Annotated in this window: 17 protein-coding genes and 1 pseudogene; 9 read left to right on the forward strand and 9 right to left on the reverse strand. The window is 69.0% G+C overall.

Features of this window, described 5'->3' with window-relative positions; translation table 11 throughout:
• Positions 1–307 precede the first annotated feature (307 nt).
• A complete protein-coding gene (gene gndA / locus ACIBL4_RS02025) occupies positions 308–1,747 on the forward strand; it encodes an NADP-dependent phosphogluconate dehydrogenase (RefSeq protein WP_399405537.1) in 1,440 nt (479 codons plus the stop codon).
• A 564-nt stretch (positions 1,748–2,311) separates the two neighbouring features.
• Here gndA and ACIBL4_RS02030 read toward each other — a convergent pair.
• Both ACIBL4_RS02030 and panD read right to left on the reverse strand, forming a co-directional pair.
• A complete protein-coding gene (locus ACIBL4_RS02030; protein ID WP_399405539.1) occupies positions 2,312–2,656 on the reverse strand; it encodes a GNAT family N-acetyltransferase in 345 nt (114 codons plus the stop codon).
• Between the two features lie 30 nt (positions 2,657–2,686).
• A complete protein-coding gene (gene panD, locus ACIBL4_RS02035; protein ID WP_399405542.1) occupies positions 2,687–3,106 on the reverse strand; it encodes an aspartate 1-decarboxylase in 420 nt (139 codons plus the stop codon).
• A 610-nt stretch (positions 3,107–3,716) separates the two neighbouring features.
• On the opposite strand from panD, the gene ACIBL4_RS02040 reads away from it, so the two are divergent.
• Positions 3,717–3,854, forward strand: coding sequence for a hypothetical protein (locus tag ACIBL4_RS02040; RefSeq protein WP_399405544.1), 138 nt, complete (start codon positions 3,717–3,719; stop codon positions 3,852–3,854).
• Here ACIBL4_RS02040 and ACIBL4_RS02045 read toward each other — a convergent pair.
• From ACIBL4_RS02045 to ACIBL4_RS02055, 3 genes are all read right to left on the reverse strand, one after another.
• Positions 3,851–4,249: a hypothetical protein gene (locus tag ACIBL4_RS02045; protein WP_399405546.1), complete on the reverse strand. Its 399-nt coding sequence runs from the start codon at positions 4,247–4,249 to the stop codon at positions 3,851–3,853. The genes ACIBL4_RS02040 and ACIBL4_RS02045 overlap by 4 nt on opposite strands.
• A gap of 1,428 nt (positions 4,250–5,677) precedes the next feature.
• The gene (locus ACIBL4_RS02050) at positions 5,678–5,935 is read right to left on the reverse strand and encodes a hypothetical protein (protein WP_399405548.1); all 258 of its coding nucleotides are present in this window, start codon (positions 5,933–5,935) and stop codon (positions 5,678–5,680) included.
• 83 nt (positions 5,936–6,018) lie between these two features.
• Positions 6,019–6,246, reverse strand: a complete 228-nt coding sequence (locus ACIBL4_RS02055; protein WP_399405550.1) for a hypothetical protein — start codon at positions 6,244–6,246, stop codon at positions 6,019–6,021.
• Positions 6,247–6,528: 282 nt separating this feature from the next.
• Here ACIBL4_RS02055 and ACIBL4_RS02060 point away from each other — a divergent pair.
• The 3 genes and pseudogenes from ACIBL4_RS02060 to ACIBL4_RS02070 all read left to right on the forward strand — a co-directional run.
• Positions 6,529–7,275, forward strand: a pseudogene (locus tag ACIBL4_RS02060) (IS5 family transposase); the annotation flags it as partial.
• A gap of 164 nt (positions 7,276–7,439) precedes the next feature.
• Positions 7,440–8,090 carry a hypothetical protein gene (locus tag ACIBL4_RS02065; RefSeq protein WP_399405552.1) on the forward strand — a complete coding sequence of 217 codons (651 nt, stop codon included), beginning with the start codon at positions 7,440–7,442 and terminating at the stop codon, positions 8,088–8,090.
• A 205-nt stretch (positions 8,091–8,295) separates the two neighbouring features.
• Entirely contained in the window at positions 8,296–8,700 is a 405-nt protein-coding gene (locus tag ACIBL4_RS02070) for a type II toxin-antitoxin system PemK/MazF family toxin (protein WP_399405554.1), read from the forward strand.
• Positions 8,701–9,065: 365 nt separating this feature from the next.
• Here the strand turns inward: ACIBL4_RS02070 and ACIBL4_RS02075 are convergent, their stop codons facing one another.
• On the reverse strand, positions 9,066–9,536 hold the full coding sequence (locus ACIBL4_RS02075; RefSeq protein WP_399405556.1) for a hypothetical protein: 471 nt from the start codon (positions 9,534–9,536) through the stop codon (positions 9,066–9,068).
• Between the two features lie 81 nt (positions 9,537–9,617).
• On the opposite strand from ACIBL4_RS02075, the gene ACIBL4_RS02080 reads away from it, so the two are divergent.
• Positions 9,618–10,082 carry a hypothetical protein gene (locus tag ACIBL4_RS02080; RefSeq protein ID WP_399405558.1) on the forward strand — a complete coding sequence of 155 codons (465 nt, stop codon included), beginning with the start codon at positions 9,618–9,620 and terminating at the stop codon, positions 10,080–10,082.
• A complete protein-coding gene (locus ACIBL4_RS02085) occupies positions 10,079–11,278 on the forward strand; it encodes a threonine aldolase family protein (RefSeq protein ID WP_399405560.1) in 1,200 nt (399 codons plus the stop codon). Before ACIBL4_RS02080 ends, ACIBL4_RS02085 begins: the two co-directional genes overlap by 4 nt.
• 78 nt (positions 11,279–11,356) lie before the next feature.
• On the opposite strand, the gene ACIBL4_RS02090 is transcribed toward ACIBL4_RS02085, so the two are convergent.
• Positions 11,357–11,542, reverse strand: a complete 186-nt coding sequence (locus ACIBL4_RS02090) for a hypothetical protein (protein WP_399405562.1) — start codon at positions 11,540–11,542, stop codon at positions 11,357–11,359.
• A 507-nt stretch (positions 11,543–12,049) separates the two neighbouring features.
• Between ACIBL4_RS02090 and ACIBL4_RS02095 the strand changes: the two genes are divergently transcribed.
• Positions 12,050–12,838, forward strand: coding sequence for a DeoR/GlpR family DNA-binding transcription regulator (locus ACIBL4_RS02095; protein WP_399405564.1), 789 nt, complete (start codon positions 12,050–12,052; stop codon positions 12,836–12,838).
• 73 nt (positions 12,839–12,911) lie between these two features.
• Here the strand turns inward: ACIBL4_RS02095 and ACIBL4_RS02100 are convergent, their stop codons facing one another.
• Together ACIBL4_RS02100 and ACIBL4_RS02105 are read right to left on the reverse strand one after the other, a co-directional pair.
• On the reverse strand, positions 12,912–14,480 hold the full coding sequence (locus tag ACIBL4_RS02100) for an amidohydrolase (RefSeq protein WP_399405566.1): 1,569 nt from the start codon (positions 14,478–14,480) through the stop codon (positions 12,912–12,914).
• Between the two features lie 7 nt (positions 14,481–14,487).
• Positions 14,488–14,700, reverse strand: coding sequence for an MbtH family protein (locus ACIBL4_RS02105; protein ID WP_399405568.1), 213 nt, complete (start codon positions 14,698–14,700; stop codon positions 14,488–14,490).
• A gap of 89 nt (positions 14,701–14,789) precedes the next feature.
• Here ACIBL4_RS02105 and ACIBL4_RS02110 point away from each other — a divergent pair, with 89 nt between their 5' ends.
• On the forward strand, positions 14,790–15,887 hold the full coding sequence (locus ACIBL4_RS02110) for an alpha/beta hydrolase-fold protein (protein WP_399405570.1): 1,098 nt from the start codon (positions 14,790–14,792) through the stop codon (positions 15,885–15,887).
• Positions 15,888–15,890: the final 3 nt, after the last annotated feature.

Below are 15,890 nucleotides of genomic sequence, written 5' to 3' on the forward strand. Positions count from 1 at the left end.
GGCGGCTATCGGCCGCCCGGTTGCCCAAATGGCCGGGATGAGGCCCCTGTTGCGCGTCGTGCGCCTCGGCGGTGCACCGTGTACGTCACCCGGTGCGCGGGTGCGGCGCACGCGGGGACGCGTACCTCGGGTGAGTGCGACGGGGGCTCTTGTGCGTATCTGCGGGCGCGACGTCGTACGACCCGCGCGTGCGGACGTAGGAGCGGCACGTCAGGATGGGCGACGGGGGCATGCTGGTGGACGCTGGTGGACACGCTGGTCGACACCGTCCGCAGCACCGATACCGAGGTCTTTAGGAGCCAACCGAATGAGCAGTACAGCGCAGATCGGCGTCACGGGTCTCGCGGTCATGGGCCGCAACCTCGCCCGCAACTTCGCCCGCAACGGCTACACGGTGGCGGTGCACAACCGGACGCCCTCGCGCACGCGCGCCCTGGTCGAGGAGTTCGGCGGGGAGGGGGAGTTCGTCGCGTGCGAGACCGCCAAGGAGTTCGTGGCCGCGCTGGAGCGGCCGCGGCGGCTGGTCGTGATGGTGAAGGCCGGTGAGCCGACGGACGCGGTGATCCAGGAGTTCGCCCCGCTGCTGGAGCCCGGCGACATGATCATCGACGGCGGCAACGCGCACTTCGCGGACACCCGGCGCCGGGAGCGCGACCTGCGCGAGCAGGGCATCCACTTCGTCGGCATGGGAGTGTCCGGCGGTGAGGAGGGCGCGCTCAACGGGCCGAGCATCATGCCGGGCGGCCCGAAGGAGTCGTACGACTCGCTGGGCCCGATGCTGGAGAAGATCTCGGCCAAGGCGGCCGACGGTTCGCCGTGCGTCTCGCACGTCGGTCCGGACGGTGCCGGGCACTTCGTGAAGATGGTGCACAACGGCATCGAGTACGCGGACATGCAGCTCATCGGCGAGGCGTACCAGCTGCTGCGCGATGTCGCCGGGTACTCCCCCGCCCAGATCGCGGAGATCTTCCGCACCTGGAACCAGGGCCGCCTCGACTCGTACCTGATCGAGATCACGGCCGAGGTGCTCTCGCACGTCGACGCGCAGACGGGCGAGCCGTTCGTGGACGTGGTGGTGGACCAGGCCGAGCAGAAGGGCACCGGCCGCTGGACCGTGCAGATCGCGCTCGACCTGGGTGTGCCGGTGTCCGGTATCGCCGAGGCGGTCTTCGCCCGTTCGCTGTCGGGCCACGCGGCGCTGCGCGAGGCCTCGCGCGGGCTGGCCGGCCCGACGGCGAAGCCGCTCAGCGAGGCGGAGGCCCGAGCCTTCGCCGACCGGGTGGAGCAGGCGCTGTACGCGTCGAAGATCGTGTCGTACACGCAGGGCTTCCACGAGATCGACGCGGCGCGCGACGAGTACGGCTGGGACATCGACCTCGGTGCGGTGTCCGCGCTGTGGCGTGGCGGCTGCATCATCCGCGCGGCCTTCCTTGACCGGATCCGCTCCGCCTACGACACCCGGCCGGATCTGCCGAGCCTGCTGTCGGACGCGACGTTCGCGCGGGAGATCGCGGACGCCCAGGACGACTGGCGCGAGGTGCTGGTCGCGGCCACCCGTCAGGGCGTGCCGACGCCCGGTTTCGCCGCGGCGCTCGCCTACTACGACGCCCTGCGCGCGGAGCGGCTGCCGGCGGCGCTGACGCAGGGGCAGCGGGACTACTTCGGTGCGCACACCTATCGGAGGGTGGACCGGGACGGGTCGTTCCACACGCTGTGGGGCGGGGACCGGTCGGAGGTCTCCGCGTAGCGCAGGCGCTTCCGCGCTGACGGAAACGGCACGGGGCCGGTGGACAGCTGCGACGGCTGTCCACCGGCCCCGTTCTCGTGCGGGTTCTCCTGCCGCCGCTCAGGACAGCGGCGGGCCCGGTTCGGGGTTCGGTACGGGTTCCGGTCCCGGCGGGATCGGGGACGGGTCGGGTCCCGGCACCGGGTCGGGGCCCGGGGGTGTCGGTGGAGTCGGCCCGGGGGGCGTCGGACCCGGGGGCGGGACCGGGGCCGGGGGCGGCGGGGTCGGCTCCGGGCCCGGCGGCGGCTGCGGGTTCGGCACCGGATCGGGGTGCGGCTCCGGGGGCTGGGGCTCGGGGCCCGGCGTCGGCCCCGGCGGAACGGGGTCGGGATACGGATTCGTCATGAGGTCCTCCAGCCAGTCGCTCGACTCCGGCTCTGGACTACTCCCCCGCCTACCCGTCGGCTCCTTCCCCAGTCACCCCCGCGCAGGACGGGGAGCGGCCAGGTGGAGGTAGCGGGGGGCGGGTCCGGGCACCACGTGTCCCGGCTCGGGAGTCCGGATCCGGGAGTCCGGATCCGGGAGTCAGAAACGGCCGGGGTGTTCGGCCAGCCAGTCCTTCGCCGCGGACAGGAGGGCCTGATCTGCCGGTGGGGCCTCGTCGGGGTGGCGTTCGGACCACTTGGCGACATAGGGGCAGAGCGGGGCGACGGCGCTGTGCTCGCGGGCCGCGATGCCGTAGAGCTCTCGCGCCAGCGCACGCGCGATGCCCTGACCTTCGTGGGCCGGTTCGACGATCGTGTGCACGGGCACGAGCGCGCGTTCGGGGCTGTCGAGGACGAAGTACTCGACGCGGCCGACGACTTCACCGCCGGACACCGCCTCCAGGCGGCCCGCCTCGCGGTCGTCGCGGATCACCAGGTCCCTCATATGGACACGCTCCTGTCCCCTCTACGCCGGTCAGGCCCGGACGGCCTGCGGACTGCGCTGCTGGTCCGAACCAGGTACCGGCTCGGACGGGTCGGCGCCGAGGTCCACGATCCGGTTGCCGCTGTCCACGTGCACGACCCGGGGGGTGAGTGCCCGGGCCTCGGCGTCCGTCACCTGGGCGTAACTGATGATGATCACCAGATCGCCGGGGTGGACCAGATGGGCGGCGGCCCCGTTGATCCCGATCACGCCGGACCCGCGCTCGCCCTCGATGACGTACGTCTCCAGCCGGGCGCCGTTGGTGATGTCCACGATGTGAACGAGCTCGCCGGGCAGGAGGTCGGCGGCGTCGAGCAGGTCGGCGTCGATGGTCACCGATCCCACGTAGTGCAGGTCGGCCTGGGTGACGGTGGCGCGGTGGATCTTGGACTTGAACATGGTACGCAACATCGGGGTACTCCCACAAGTAGGCTCCCTGCCTGCGTTTTTGCAGGTCAAGGGCTGTTTCCATACCCTACAACGAGTCGCATCCTCGGGCAGCTTTCCCTAGGTTTTTCAGGACTCCTGCTGACCCAATGCTGACTTTTCTGACGATGTATCAGGCGCCTGGAGGAGCGGCCGGGGTCGCCCTCACTCCCCGGGGCCGCCCCTCACGAACGGCCGCGATCAGGGTACGCAACAGCCCCCGAAGACTCTCGTGACGATCGCCACAGCAGGGCTCGACCACCCGACCATCAGGTCGAACAAGATCCGTCGTCTGATCCGGCGGCGCGCGACATAGCCGCGCATCGCCGGTTAGCCAAACCGGAGATGTTCCTGATCATTGTTTCGCCCTCGCGGTGACGCTTGGCGATGGCACACGACGGGCGCCACCCAACCTCGAGAAACAAATGTCGAGCCGAAGCCACAATTGCGCTTCCGGCCGATGTCAGGGAGCAAGCCGGCCTTGAAGCCCCGCGACGCTGCCGACGAAGTCTCCCGCCGATCCATTCCGCCGTGCGATGGCCGCCGAGTGGAGCCTGTCCTCATCGACACGTCTGAGGTTGCAAGGCTGCTCAGCATGTCCACCAGCTGGGTCTGCGGAGAAGCGTCGAAGCTGGGGCTGAAGGGCTACAAGCTCGGTCGTGGCAGGAATGCCAAGGTTCTTTACAAGAAGACCGACGTCTTCAAGTGGCTGGAGCAGCAGAAGATCCACTAGATCTGCGCCACAGTTCCGGCGCGGCGTCGGTTTTCGTAGGAGGAGTAGCTGCCGATGAATGTGCTACACCACTGCCAGTGGCTCATGGTGAGGAATGTCCTGCCATCGTACGGAGCGTTATAGCAGTCCGTCATCGACGCGGAGGGGAAGTCTCCCGCGCTCCGAGGTCCGAATTCCTTGTCTTGCTGGATATTCTCCACATACTTGTTCCTCTTCAGGAGTCGCGCTGGCGCCTCCTGCTGGGATCGCTTGGCGCGCTCCTTGAGGTTGTGCGGAGCTTCCGGCCACTTGATGGGGCTCCCATCAAGGTTTGTGACGGTGAACTGGCCGGCGTGCTTCCCTTCTTCCCGTGCGTGAGCCGCAGGGGCCATCAGGGATAACAGGACGGAGAACATGATCACAGTCAGCCATGTCGATCTTCGGTTCTCGAGCGTTCTGGATCTTCGCAAGCGGAATCCCTCCACACTTTTCAGGCAAGCCGAAGTACGCCATAGGCAAATGCCGATGACGCGAGCTGATCTTCACACAAGAGCGCCACAAAGACGGAAGGGTTGATCGAATTCACGCAGACTTATATGGCTCGGGTTTGCAAGATCACCATGGAGAAGGCGCAGACCGCCCGCGCATTGAGATCAAGGGGTGGCAGCGTTGGCTACGGCCAGGTCACGGGCGTCGGCCAAGGTCTGGTGCTGAGGTGCAACGCTCGGCCTTCACCAGGCTCGATTACCTGCCAGGCGTCCCGGTCGGCAACTGAAGCGGGCCGGGTGATCGACTCACCCGGCCGCACGTCAGGCGGGTGGCCCACTGGTGTTGAGTAGCACCCTTGGGGCCGACTGGCCAACCTCTGGGGAGGGGCCGTCACATCGAGCCCGCGCCCTCCCGGTACGCGAGCACACCGGGAAATTGTCTCAATCGCGGCGCCGCTGGGACTCGCGTCATCAGAGACTGGCGGTGCACCGCCTCAGCGTTGTATCGCCGGGGCTTAGCGACTGCCGCTTGGACGACTCGACTCAAGACTCTGAAGGTAATCAATTCGCCTCCGCGCCTGTTCGGGCGTCTCGTCCTGAGTCCAGGCTTCGCGCTCCCCGGCGGTGCGAGGGTTGGCCGAGGGAGTGCGTCCCTGGCCATCTGTCACCTCGAACCGCCCCCCTTGCCCATCTCCGTCACGAGCGTCCTGGCTCGCAGTCGCCGAAAGGATCGACAGGCAAGCGATCACAACTCCGACAACGACGCTGAAGAGTATGGCTCTTCGGTGCATGGCCATCTCGGTCCACCCTGCAACTTGGGAGATGACAGTCTATCGACGCCAGGTATCTCGTGGCGACGGTAAGTACCACAGCGTTCGAGACATCAGATGGGGGCCAGTGCACTGTTCAGCCAGGACGGTCCTGCGTGGCTCTATCCTGACGCTCCTCGTACATGCGCTTTAAGCCGCTGCGATCACGAGTAATTGTCAATACCTGTGGATCAGTTGAGCTCACCATCACTTGGGTGAGTTGATCGCGACGAGCTCGACCTCGAAGCCGTCGTCGTTCTCCAGGTAGGCCGCGAAGTGCTGGTCTCCGCCGGCGTGCGGGTGGAGCTCGGGGAACATCAGGCTCCACCCGTGCTGGGCCGCCTCGATGACCAGCTTCTCGATGGCGGCGGCGTCCTCGACGTGGACGGCCAGGTGGTTGAGCCCGGGTCGGCGGCCGGGAAGTGCCCCATGCGATGCAAGATCTCCCAGGCGCCCAGGGCTGCGAAGCGGGTGGTGTTATTGATGGCGCCGGGAGTGAGGCCGAGCTGCTTGTTCTCCAGCGAGTAGTGCAGCAGGGCGGACGGCGTCAGGTGTTCCAGTGCGATGCCCTGCGTGGTGAGCGCGCAGTGAGGTCGAACTTCGCCCGCCGGCGGTGGATTAGGTGCAGGTGCGGCTGGGCGTCGACCGTCTTGAAGAACTCGTCCAACCGCGGGTCCTTCTGAATGATTCGGAACGGCTCGGCGTAGTCCGTGAACTTGTTGGCCCTGAATCCCGGCAGGGACGGCTGGATGATCGAGCTCGCGCAGGTACGACGCAACGTGTTCGACGACGACGCCGGAGGCATCGAGGACGGCATATCGGGGATGCACGGTCTCCAGCTCGACGACAGAGCCGACACGGGGCACGCTGGCCCGCCCCTCGATCAGCTCACGATGTCGCTCCTGCAACTCTGCCTCCCTGGCGTTCAGTTCCACCACTCAACAAGCCAGAGAAGGTGCAGTTAACACACCAGCTGTCGGATCCGTCTGGGGTGTGGTGTTCGGCGAGCGCGGTGAGCATGTCCTGCTCGATTGCAATCGCGTGCCAGAACGCCTCTTCGGTCCGCTCGTCGGCGGCATCGCCATCCAGGCGTAGGTCCAGTTCGGATGAAGGCATAGATCCTCTCGGTAAGCGTGCAGAGCCAGAGGCCGGGCGGTGCGGCACCGGGCCATATCCCGGGCGGAGCGGCGCCCTGTGAGGGGGTCCGTGCCAGGCCGCGGCTGGCGGCGGTGGGGACGGCCCGGCTCGCGTCAGTCCGGAGTCGTGGGCGACGTCGCCACCGCTGAGCCGATGCAGGAGGGTGCGGTAGAAGGTGACGCCGCCGGTTTCGGCCTCGGCAAGCTTGTGTCAGCGGAGTTAGGGGTCCTTGCAGAATGATCTTCCTGTGGCACGGTGGAGATGGAAGTGATTCCGTCTTTGTGGGAGTGGCCCGTGGCACGGCGGAAGCCGTGGGAGATCAGTGACGAGCTGTGGGCGGTGATCGAGCCGCTGCTGCCGAAGCATGAGCGGCGGTTCCGCCATCCGGGACGCAAGCGGATCGATGACCGCAAGACCCTGCAGGGTGTGCTGTTCGTCCTCTGCACCGGCATCCAGTGGGAGTACCTGCCGCAGGAGTCGGGGTTCGGTTCCGGTCCTACCTGCTGGCGGCGGTTGGCCGAGTGGCAGGAGGCCGGGGTGTGGGAGGAACCCCAGCGGGTGCTGCTGGACCGGTTGCGGGCGGCGGACCGCCTGGATTTCTCCCGCGTCGCCGTTGACGCTTCCCATGTGCAGGCCAAGCGGGGGCGAAGCAGCCCAAAAGCCGGTCCGAGTCCGGCTGACCGTGCACGGCCGGGCTCGAAGCACCACGTGCTGACCGAGGCGCACGGTATCCCTCTGCGGGTGTCGTTGACGGGCGGGCACCGCAACGACGTCACGCAGCTCCTGCCGCTGGTCGACGGGGTGCCGCCGGTGCGGGGCAAGCGGGGCCGGCCTCGGCGCAAGCCCCGGGCGTTGTATGCCGACCGCGGCTACGACCATGACAGCTACCGCCGTCGGCTGCGCGAGCGCGGCATCGTCCCGAAGATCGCCCGGCGCGGACAGCCACATGGCTCGGGCCTGGGCCGTGTGCGTTGGGTTGCCGAGTCGGCCATCGCCAGGCTGCCGGGATACCCGGCGATGTGAAGTTCGCGACCAAGCCCCGCCTGGCCGGCCAGATGATCGAGGCCGCGCTGGACGCCGGCATCACCGCTTCCTGGGTGACCGGCGACTAAGCCTACGGCCAGGACCCGCACCTGCGCACCGCCCAGGAGACACGCGGCATCGGCTACGTGATGGCCGTCGCCTGTTCCACCCGGGTCCGGATCAACCAAGGCCGCACTCCCATCCGCGCCGATGTCCTCGCAAGCCGTCTGCCCGCCACGGCCTGGCAGCGGCACAGCGCCGGGATCGGTGCGAAGGGCCCGCGCTACTACGACTGGGCCTGGATCCACATCGGCACCGGCTACCACCGCCACCTGCTCATCCGCCGCAACCGGACCACCGGTGAACCCGCCTTCTACCTATGCTGGTCACCCACCGAGGCCACGCTGGCGGAACTGGTCCGCGTGGCCGGCACCCGCTGGAGCGTCGAGGAGTGCTTCCAGGCCGCCAAGAGCCAGGTCGGACTCGACCACTACCAGGTCAGGCACTGGACCTTATGGCACCGGCACATCACCCTTGCCATGTTCGCCCTGGCCTTCCTGACCGCCGTCGCCGCCAGCACAGCCACGGGCCAGCCCGCCGATCCGCACCACCCCACCCGCAGCAACGACCCGATCACGGTGACCGTCCCGGAGATCCGCCACCTACTCTCCGTCGCGTTCAACACACCAGCCACCTCCGCGACCAGACTGCTGCACTGGTCCAACTGGCGCAGACGCCACCAGGCAACAGCCCGACGCAGCCACTACCGACGACGATCAGCCGACGAACCTGCTGGATAGATCACGAAACCGCACTGGAGTATGGGTCTACGCTGTGACGCGCGGTCATCGCATGATATTCAGTCTTCACACACCGATGATCACCGGTGGCCGCACCCGTCTTCACGGCCCCCTCGGTCACGACGTGCGAAGACGGGGCCGCATCCCTTCCGTGTCCCGCACGGGGCACGCAGCGTTCGCCCGCCGTCTCGTGCCAGGAGGACACATGCAACGCGGCGAAGTCTGGTGGGTCGACTTCGACGAGCGACGCCCGGTCGTGCTGCTTTCGGACGAGGAGCCATCCGGGTTTCAGGCGATGCAGGTCGTTGCACCAGCGGGCGTCGACATCAGCGGCCTGGGCGTTGAAGTGGCCGTAGGAGCCCCGGAAGGACTGCCCTTCAAAGGCGTGCTGCGGTTCGCGTTCCCGCGTCCAGGCTTTACTCCGTGCACATGGCTGACCACCGTGGCCCGGGACGACCTGATCGAGCGGGCGGGCGTGTTGTCCTCCGCGAAGCTCAGCGAGGTTGGAGAAGCCCTCCATGCCGCTGGACAGAGGAGGGAGTGGACCCCGATGACAGCTGCCAGGATCAGCGAGATCAAAGATGCCCGCCGTCTCGAAGGACTCGAGTAGCGGACGCCTCTGCCGCCCAGCTCGATCTCGTCGACGACCGACGGCGGCCTCTCTCCACCGCACTCCAGCAACAAGATCACGATCTACGGCTGGAGTACTAGGGAGGACGCGCTGGGCGTCGCCTGGAGGTTGCGCCTCAGATGACTGCGTCCGTTCCCGTCCCGCAGCTCCGGGAGCGCCGCACCAAGCCCTGCCCATCACACCTGCTGTCTGTACGGCCGCGCAACGTTGATCACCATGGATCGAAGGTGACATGGGCCCGCCTTGGAGAGGCTCGCAGCTTGGTCCCGTAGATCGACCAGGAGCGTGTCAGGATGGAGCTTTTTCGCCTGGGTCTTGCGGCTGTCCCTCTTGGCATTCCAAAGCTAGATCGGATACCAGCCAACGATGTAGATGCCTGCATCCGTTCCAGCTTCGGGCAGATACCGGCCCGCCAGCTGTTCATCTTGCGCCGTCGGAACTTCGTCGTTCCAGGCACCCTTGACCTCGATGACCAGTTTTACGGACCCGCTTGAAGTGATGTAGGCGTCGTCACCCGGTGAGGGCATCGCCTCGACGAGAATGTCGGTGCGGTCGCCCGCGCCGTATGGATCGGTGGGATGGATCAGCACCTCCCGGTTGACCGCGACACGGTGGCCGGCCAGCCGCAGAGTCAGCTCGTGTGTGAGGTAGGCGCACAGGGCTGCTTCGGGTTTGGGGCGCCATTCATCCGGGATGGCTGGGTTGTCTGCGGTCGGCTTTCGAGGGCTCTTGCCCGGTGTACGGTCCCATAGCAGTTCGCAGTGTGAGGGAAGCGCCCGGCTCACATCCTCAAGGGCCTCCTGTACCACGTCCAAGAGGTCTGTGCTGGTGCGGATGACGCGCCGCGCTGGGTCGCCGTCAGCAGGGGCGCGCGTACCCCGGCGGGAGCGGCACGTATGCTGCGCTGGGCGGGGTGGGCGCTGAGGGCGTCCTGCCTGGTCTTCGCGGTGAGCGGGGGCCACGGCGTGCTCCTGGACAGCGCGGCCCTGCTGGGCGGTGCGCTGGTGCTCGTCCTCGGCGAGCTGTGCCAGGCGTCGGCGAGCTGGGGCCTGTCCTTCGGGCTCGCCCCGGCGGGCCGGCAGGGGGAGTACCAGGCGGTGTTCTCCCTGGGGCGCGGGCTCCAGCAGTTCGCCGGGCCATGGCTGATGACCTCCCTGGTCGTCGGCGCGGCGGCGACCGGCTGGCTGGGTCCTCGCGGCGCTCTTCGCCCTGCTCGGGCTCGCCGCGCCGCCGTTGGTGCGCGGCCTGGAGAAGGCCCGCGCGCGGACGGAGCCGGCGCCGGCCTGAGCGGACCGGCCGGCGCCCGTCCGGACCACATGCGTCACACCCGTCCGACCGAAACAAGTAGGCGAGCACCATGACCGTACAGCGACGACACGACCCGGACGAGCGCGGCTTCGCCAGCGACAACTACGCGGGTGCGCACCCCGAGATCCTTGCGGCGATCGCCCTGGCCAACGGCGGCCACCAGGTCAGCTACGGCGCCGACGTCTACACCGAGCGCCTCCAGGAAGTGGTGCGCGGCCACTTCGGCCCCACCGCGCACACGTACCCGGTCTTCAACGGCACCGGCGCGAACGTGGTCGCGCTGCAGACCATGCTCGACCGCTGGGACGCCGTGGTCTGCGCCGAGTCGGCCCACATCAACGTCGACGAGGGCGGGGCGCCCGAGAAGGTCGCCGGGATCAAACTCCTGACGGTGCCCGCATGGGACGGCAAGCTCACCCCTGAGCTGATCGACCGTCAGGCATGGGGCTTCGAGGACGAGCACCGGGCCCGGCCCAGGGTCGTCTCGATCGCCCAGTCCACCGAGCTCGGCACCTGCTACACGCCTGATGAGATCCGTGCGATCTGCGACCACGCGCACGACCTCGGCATGCTCGTCTACCTGGACGGCGCCCGGCTCGCCAACGCCGCAGCCACCCTCGGCGTGTCCCTGCGTGAGATGACCACCGACTCCGGCGTGGACGTCCTCTCGCTCGGCGGGACCAAGAACGGGCTGCTCTTCGGCGAGGCGGTGATCGTGCTCAACGAGGACGCGGTGCGCGGCATGGCTCACCTGCGCAAGACGAGCATGCAGCTTGGCTCCAAGATGCGTTTCATGTCGGTGCAGTTCGAGGCGCTGCTGGGCGGCGACCTCTGGCTGCGCTCGGCGGCCCGCTCCAACGCGATGGCCCAGCGGCTGTACGAGGCGGTGCGCCAACTGCCGGGCATCGAGATCCCCCGCCCGGTGCAGGCCAACCAGGTCTTCGCCGTCCTGCCGCCGGCCGTCACCGAGCGTCTCCAGAAGCGTTTCCGCTTCTACACCTGGGACGAGCAGGCCGGTGAGGTCCGCTGGATGACCTCCTTCGACACCACCGAGGGCGACGTGGACGCGTTCGCGGCGGCGATTGCGGAAGAGCTGGCGGCGGAGCGAGGCCAAGGGTCGGCGGGCGCGCTGACCACGGCCGAGCGCGAGGAGCTGGTGCGACTGCGCCGCAAGGTCCGCGAAATGGAAGAGACGATCGAAGCGCTGGGGAAAGAGCCTGCCTTCTCCGCGAACCGCGGGACGAAGTAGCCGGCGGCGGAAGCCCGGGGGGCACGCGAGCACCCCAGGGCGATAGGCGGCGCGCGAGGCCCCTGCCGTAGGTGCAGGTCAGCAGGCCGGACACCGCCCGGCCTGCTGGCACACCCCAGCCGTCAACAGGAACTGCCGCAGGATGACGAACTGCTGCCACAGGACGACGAACTGCTGCCACAGGACGACGAACTGCTTCCGCAGGACGACGAGCTGCCGCAGGATGACGAGTCGCTGCCGGAGCAGGAGGAGGAACCGCCGCACGAACCGGACGGCGAGGGGTCGCAGGCGTCACCCGCGGCGTACCAGGACGAGCTGCTGGACGCCGTGCCGACGCCTGCTGTCGCTGATGCCGCACCCGTACCGCTGATCGCCGGCCCCGCCCCGTACCGCTGCCCACTCCCCCGGCCGTACCCGGCCGCCTGCCAACCCAGATCGGCCCAGGCACGCCGCCAAGCCCGACGCACGAGCCAGGTACACAGAACAGCCATCAGTGGCATGACAACGGCCACCACGATCAAAGCAGTCACGATCACTTCCCCCCTTCACCGGGCCAGGCGCACCGGTTGCCCGGACCATGCCCCCCGCCCTGGCGACTTCAATCTCCCCTTGAGGAAGCCAAGAGGTTCCTGCAGACAGCGGCAGCGGGGAGGGCGTGCGGAACGTGCTGGATTTTGCTCGTTTGAGGGCCATAAAACACGCAATCAAGCGCTGTGGTTCCATGGAAGTGCGCACATCGTGGCGCAAATCGTCGACAGGGAGTTGTGAGAGATGGCGGCACCGCAGGCCCGGTGGAGCGCGCTGCTGGAGATGCTGACGCGCGACGGGCGGATCGAAGTCGAACCGGCTGCCGAGGAGTTGGGGGTCTCCGCCGCGACGATCAGGCGCGACCTCGACGAGCTTGCCCGCCAGCAGATGGTCACCCGCACCCACGGCGGCGCCGTGATCAACGCGATCGCCTACGACCTGCCCCTGCGTTACAAGGCCGCGCGCAAGGCTCCGGAGAAGGAGCGGATCGCGAACGCGGCCGCCGGGCTGGTCAAGGCCGGCGCCGTGGTGGGGCTCAACGGCGGCACCACGACCACCGAGGTGGCGCGGGCGCTGGCCACCCGAGCCGACCTGAGTTCCGGCAGCACGGAGACGGCGGTCACCGTGGTGACCAACGCCCTGAACATCGCCAACGAACTGGTCGTACGGCGCCATGTGAAGCTCGTGGTGACGGGCGGGGTGGCCAGGCCGGCGTCCTACGAGCTGATCGGTCCGCTGGCCACCGAACTGCTCGCGGAGATCGCACTGGACCAGGTCTTCATCGGGGTGGATGCCATCGACGTGACGCACGGGGCGACCGCGCACCACGAGGGCGAGGCAAGCATCAACCGGGCGCTGGCCCGCCGCGCGCAGCAGGTCGTCGCGGTCGCGGACTCCTCCAAGCTGGGCCGGCGGGCCTTCGCCCGCATCTGCCCGGTGGAGGACATCGACGTCCTGGTCACCGACAAGGCCGCCTCGGACGAGCTGACCGAGGCGTTCACGGCGGCCGGCGTGGAGGTCATCCGCGCCTGACACCACCCGCGGTCCGGCCGGCGACGAGGTGGCGCTCCACGGAGCCGGGAATCGCCTTCCGGCGTCGCGTCGGTCACCGGGCCGCCGCTGTGCCGTCGACGTACGTCGCCACCACCTCGATGTCGCCGATGCGGGAGGTGTCGACGCTCCGCGGGTCGTCGCCGAGCACGACCAGGTCGGCGCGCTTGCCCGGGGAGAGGCTGCCTGCGCTGTCCTCCCAGTGGCAGGAGTAGGCACCGGCCACAGTGTAGGCGCGCAGCGCCTCCTCCACGGTGACGCCCTCGTCGGGGCCGATCAGCTGGCCGGACGCGGAGGCGCGCTCGACCATGAACTGGACGGCGCGCAGCGGGGATCCGTCGGTGACCGGCCGGTCGGAGCTGCCGACGAGGGTGATGCCGTGGTCCAGGAACGCCTTGCCCCGGTACAGCCACGGCACCCGCTCCTCGCCCATGATCGCCGCGTAGTCGTCGCCGAAGTAGCGCAGGAAGTTGGGCTGGACGACCGCGCTCACGCCGAGCCGCGCCATGCGGGAGAGCTGGTCGGGGCGGATGAGGCCCGCGTGTTCGACACGGTGCCGGACGCCGTGGCGGGGCCGGAGGCGCTGGGCCCGTTCCAGGGCGTCGAGGGCGACGTCGGCGGCGCGGTCGCCGATGGCGTGCACGGCGAGCTGCCAGCCGGCGAGGTGGCCGGCCACGATCGTCTCGGTGAGCGTCTCCGGGTCGTCCTGCAACTGGCCCGTGTGCTCCAGCCCTTCGTACGGGCTGCTCAGCGCGGCGGTGCGGGCCATCATCCCGCCGTCGGTGTAGATCTTCAGGGCGCCGACGGAGAGCCAGTCGTCGCCGAAGCCCGTGCGCAGGCCGAGGTCGAGGGCCCGGGGAATGCCGTCGGCCTCGTGCGTGGCGACGGGCCGCAGGCGGTCCGCGGCGACCATGAGCTGCACTCGCAGCGGCAACAGACCTCTTTCGCGGGCGAGTTGGTAGGCGCCGAGTTCGACGGGACTGTGCCCGAAGAGGGCGCCGCCGATGCCTGCCTCGGCGCAGGCGGTGACGCCTTCGGTGACGCAGGTCCGGGCGGCGCGTCCGATGGCCTCGGCGAGTTCCTCCTGGGAGTACGGCAGGCGCAGTGCGCGGGCGGCGCCCATCGCGCCCTCGGCGAGGAAGCCGTTGTCGTGGGGGATGCCGGCGGGGAGCCGGTCCAGGACCGCGGTGTTGACGACGCAGCCGTGTCCGGAGTCGTGCAGCACGAACACCTTGCGCCCGTGGCTCACCCGGTCGAGTTCGGCGGCGGTCAGATGGCGGCCCAGGGCCCGCTGGTCGTAGCCGGCGATGCTGACCCAGGCGTCGGGCGAAGCCGTACGGCGGACGGCATCCGCCACGATGGCGAGCACGTCGTCGATCCGCGTGCGGCCCGCGATGCTCGGCGTGTTCTGCTTGAAGCCCGTCCAGGCAAGATGCACATGGGCGTCGATGAACCCGGGCAGAACGGTGGCGCCCTGAAGGTCGATCACCTCCCGCGCGGGCAGCGAGGTCACGGCCTCGTCCAGGCCGACGATCCGGCCCCGCCAGATGCCCAGGTCACGGGCGACGGGGTGGGCCGGGTCCATGGTGACGAAGCGGGCGTTCGTCAGTCTGGTGCAGAGCATCGGGGCGTCAGGCGTCCATGGACTCGGCGAGGGAACGGGGGCGCAGATCCGTCCAGTTGGCCTCGACGTACTCCAGGCAGGCGTCCCGGGTGTTCTCCCCGAAGGCGATGGTCCACCCCCCGGGCACATCCGCGAAGGACGGCCAGAGCGAGTGCTGGCCCTCGTCGTTCACGAGGACGAGGAAACGGCCGTCGGCGTCGTCGAAGGGGTTGGTGCTCATGTGCCGTACCTCCTGTGAACATTAGGTTAGGCTCGCCTAATCGCAAGTGAGCTTAGCCTTCTGCCTTTTCGCTCCACAAGGAGACGTCCATGAGGTTGGTGGGGGACGACACGTTCGCCGCGTTCGGACTGCCCGGCACACCTGGCACCGACGCGTTCTGGGCGGCCGCGCGGTCACCCGCGTCGATACCCGACGGCGGCGGCTGGACCACCCTCTTCCTGTGGCGTGGGACCGGTGCGGCGACCGTCGACTTCGAGAGCTGGTCCGAGCCCGTGCCGCTGGCCCGGTTCGGAGACACGGACTGCTGGTACGCCGAGGTGCGCATGCCCGCGCGGCTGCGGGTGACGTACCAGTTCCGCGTGGGCGAGGAGGCGTACGCCGATCCGCTCAACCGGGTCGGGGCCGGCGGCGACCGGTCCATCGCCGCGACGCCGGACGCGCCGGCCCAGCCGCACTGGCCCGCCGTCGGCGCCGAGGGTGTGCTGCCCCTCCCCCGTACCCGGATCCGCTGGGCCGGTGAACGGCTGGCCGGGCGGCGGACCGTGCGAGTGCATCCTGCGGGTGGTGGCGGGCCGGTGGTCCTGCTGCTCGACGGGGACGACTGGCTGTATCTGCACCCGGCCATGACCGCGTTCGACTCGGCGGTCGCCCGTGGGGAGATGCCGCCGGTCACGCTCGTCTTTCTGCCGGCCAGGGACAGGGAGGCGGAGTTCGCGTGCCGACCCGAGCTGTGGGAGGCGGTCCGGGACGAACTGCTGCCGCTGGTGACGGAGTCGGGCGTGAACGCCGACCTTGACCGACTGGTGGTCGCCGGGCAGAGCCTCGGGGGGTTGAGTGCGGTGTACGCGGCGCTGGAGTTTCCGGAGTTGGTGTCGCGTGTGGCCTGTCAGTCGGGGTCGTTCTGGTGGACGCCGGATGCGATGGGTGCGGCGGATCCGTTGGGGGGGCCGGTGGGTGGGGCGATCGCGGCGCGGCTGCGGGAGGGGGCTGATCTGTCGGGGGCGCGGGTCGCGTTCGATGTGGGGGAACACGAGTCGCGGATGCTGCCGCATTGCGAAGCGGTGGAGGTTTTGGCCGAGCGGGCCGGGGCGGCCGTGCGGGTTTCACGGTCGGCCTCCGGGCATGATCGGGCGGGGTGGCGGCATGCCCTGCTGAGGGATGTCGCTTGGACATTGAGGGCTCCGTAGTCG

Origin of the sequence: Streptomyces sp. NPDC050416 (genome assembly GCF_044458845.1) — a bacterium.
Taxonomy (GTDB): domain Bacteria; phylum Actinomycetota; class Actinomycetes; order Streptomycetales; family Streptomycetaceae; genus Streptomyces.

Coding starts and splice junctions, on each gene's coding strand:
- ACIBL4_RS02040 (WP_399405544.1), top strand. CDS start 3,717: ATGTCCACCAGCTGGGTCTGCGGAGAAGCGTCGAAGCTGGGGCTGAAG.
- ACIBL4_RS02045 (WP_399405546.1), bottom strand. CDS start 4,249: ATGTTCTCCGTCCTGTTATCCCTGATGGCCCCTGCGGCTCACGCACGG.
- ACIBL4_RS02100 (WP_399405566.1), bottom strand. CDS start 14,480: ATGCTCTGCACCAGACTGACGAACGCCCGCTTCGTCACCATGGACCCG.
- ACIBL4_RS02055 (WP_399405550.1), bottom strand. CDS start 6,246: ATGCCTTCATCCGAACTGGACCTACGCCTGGATGGCGATGCCGCCGAC.
- ACIBL4_RS02095 (WP_399405564.1), top strand. CDS start 12,050: ATGGCGGCACCGCAGGCCCGGTGGAGCGCGCTGCTGGAGATGCTGACG.
- ACIBL4_RS02085 (WP_399405560.1), top strand. CDS start 10,079: ATGACCGTACAGCGACGACACGACCCGGACGAGCGCGGCTTCGCCAGC.
- ACIBL4_RS02030 (WP_399405539.1), bottom strand. CDS start 2,656: ATGAGGGACCTGGTGATCCGCGACGACCGCGAGGCGGGCCGCCTGGAG.
- ACIBL4_RS02050 (WP_399405548.1), bottom strand. CDS start 5,935: ATGCCTCCGGCGTCGTCGTCGAACACGTTGCGTCGTACCTGCGCGAGC.
- gndA (WP_399405537.1), top strand. CDS start 308: ATGAGCAGTACAGCGCAGATCGGCGTCACGGGTCTCGCGGTCATGGGC.
- panD (WP_399405542.1), bottom strand. CDS start 3,106: ATGTTGCGTACCATGTTCAAGTCCAAGATCCACCGCGCCACCGTCACC.
- ACIBL4_RS02110 (WP_399405570.1), top strand. CDS start 14,790: ATGAGGTTGGTGGGGGACGACACGTTCGCCGCGTTCGGACTGCCCGGC.
- ACIBL4_RS02065 (WP_399405552.1), top strand. CDS start 7,440: ATGGCCGTCGCCTGTTCCACCCGGGTCCGGATCAACCAAGGCCGCACT.
- ACIBL4_RS02080 (WP_399405558.1), top strand. CDS start 9,618: ATGCTGCGCTGGGCGGGGTGGGCGCTGAGGGCGTCCTGCCTGGTCTTC.
- ACIBL4_RS02105 (WP_399405568.1), bottom strand. CDS start 14,700: ATGAGCACCAACCCCTTCGACGACGCCGACGGCCGTTTCCTCGTCCTC.
- ACIBL4_RS02070 (WP_399405554.1), top strand. CDS start 8,296: ATGCAACGCGGCGAAGTCTGGTGGGTCGACTTCGACGAGCGACGCCCG.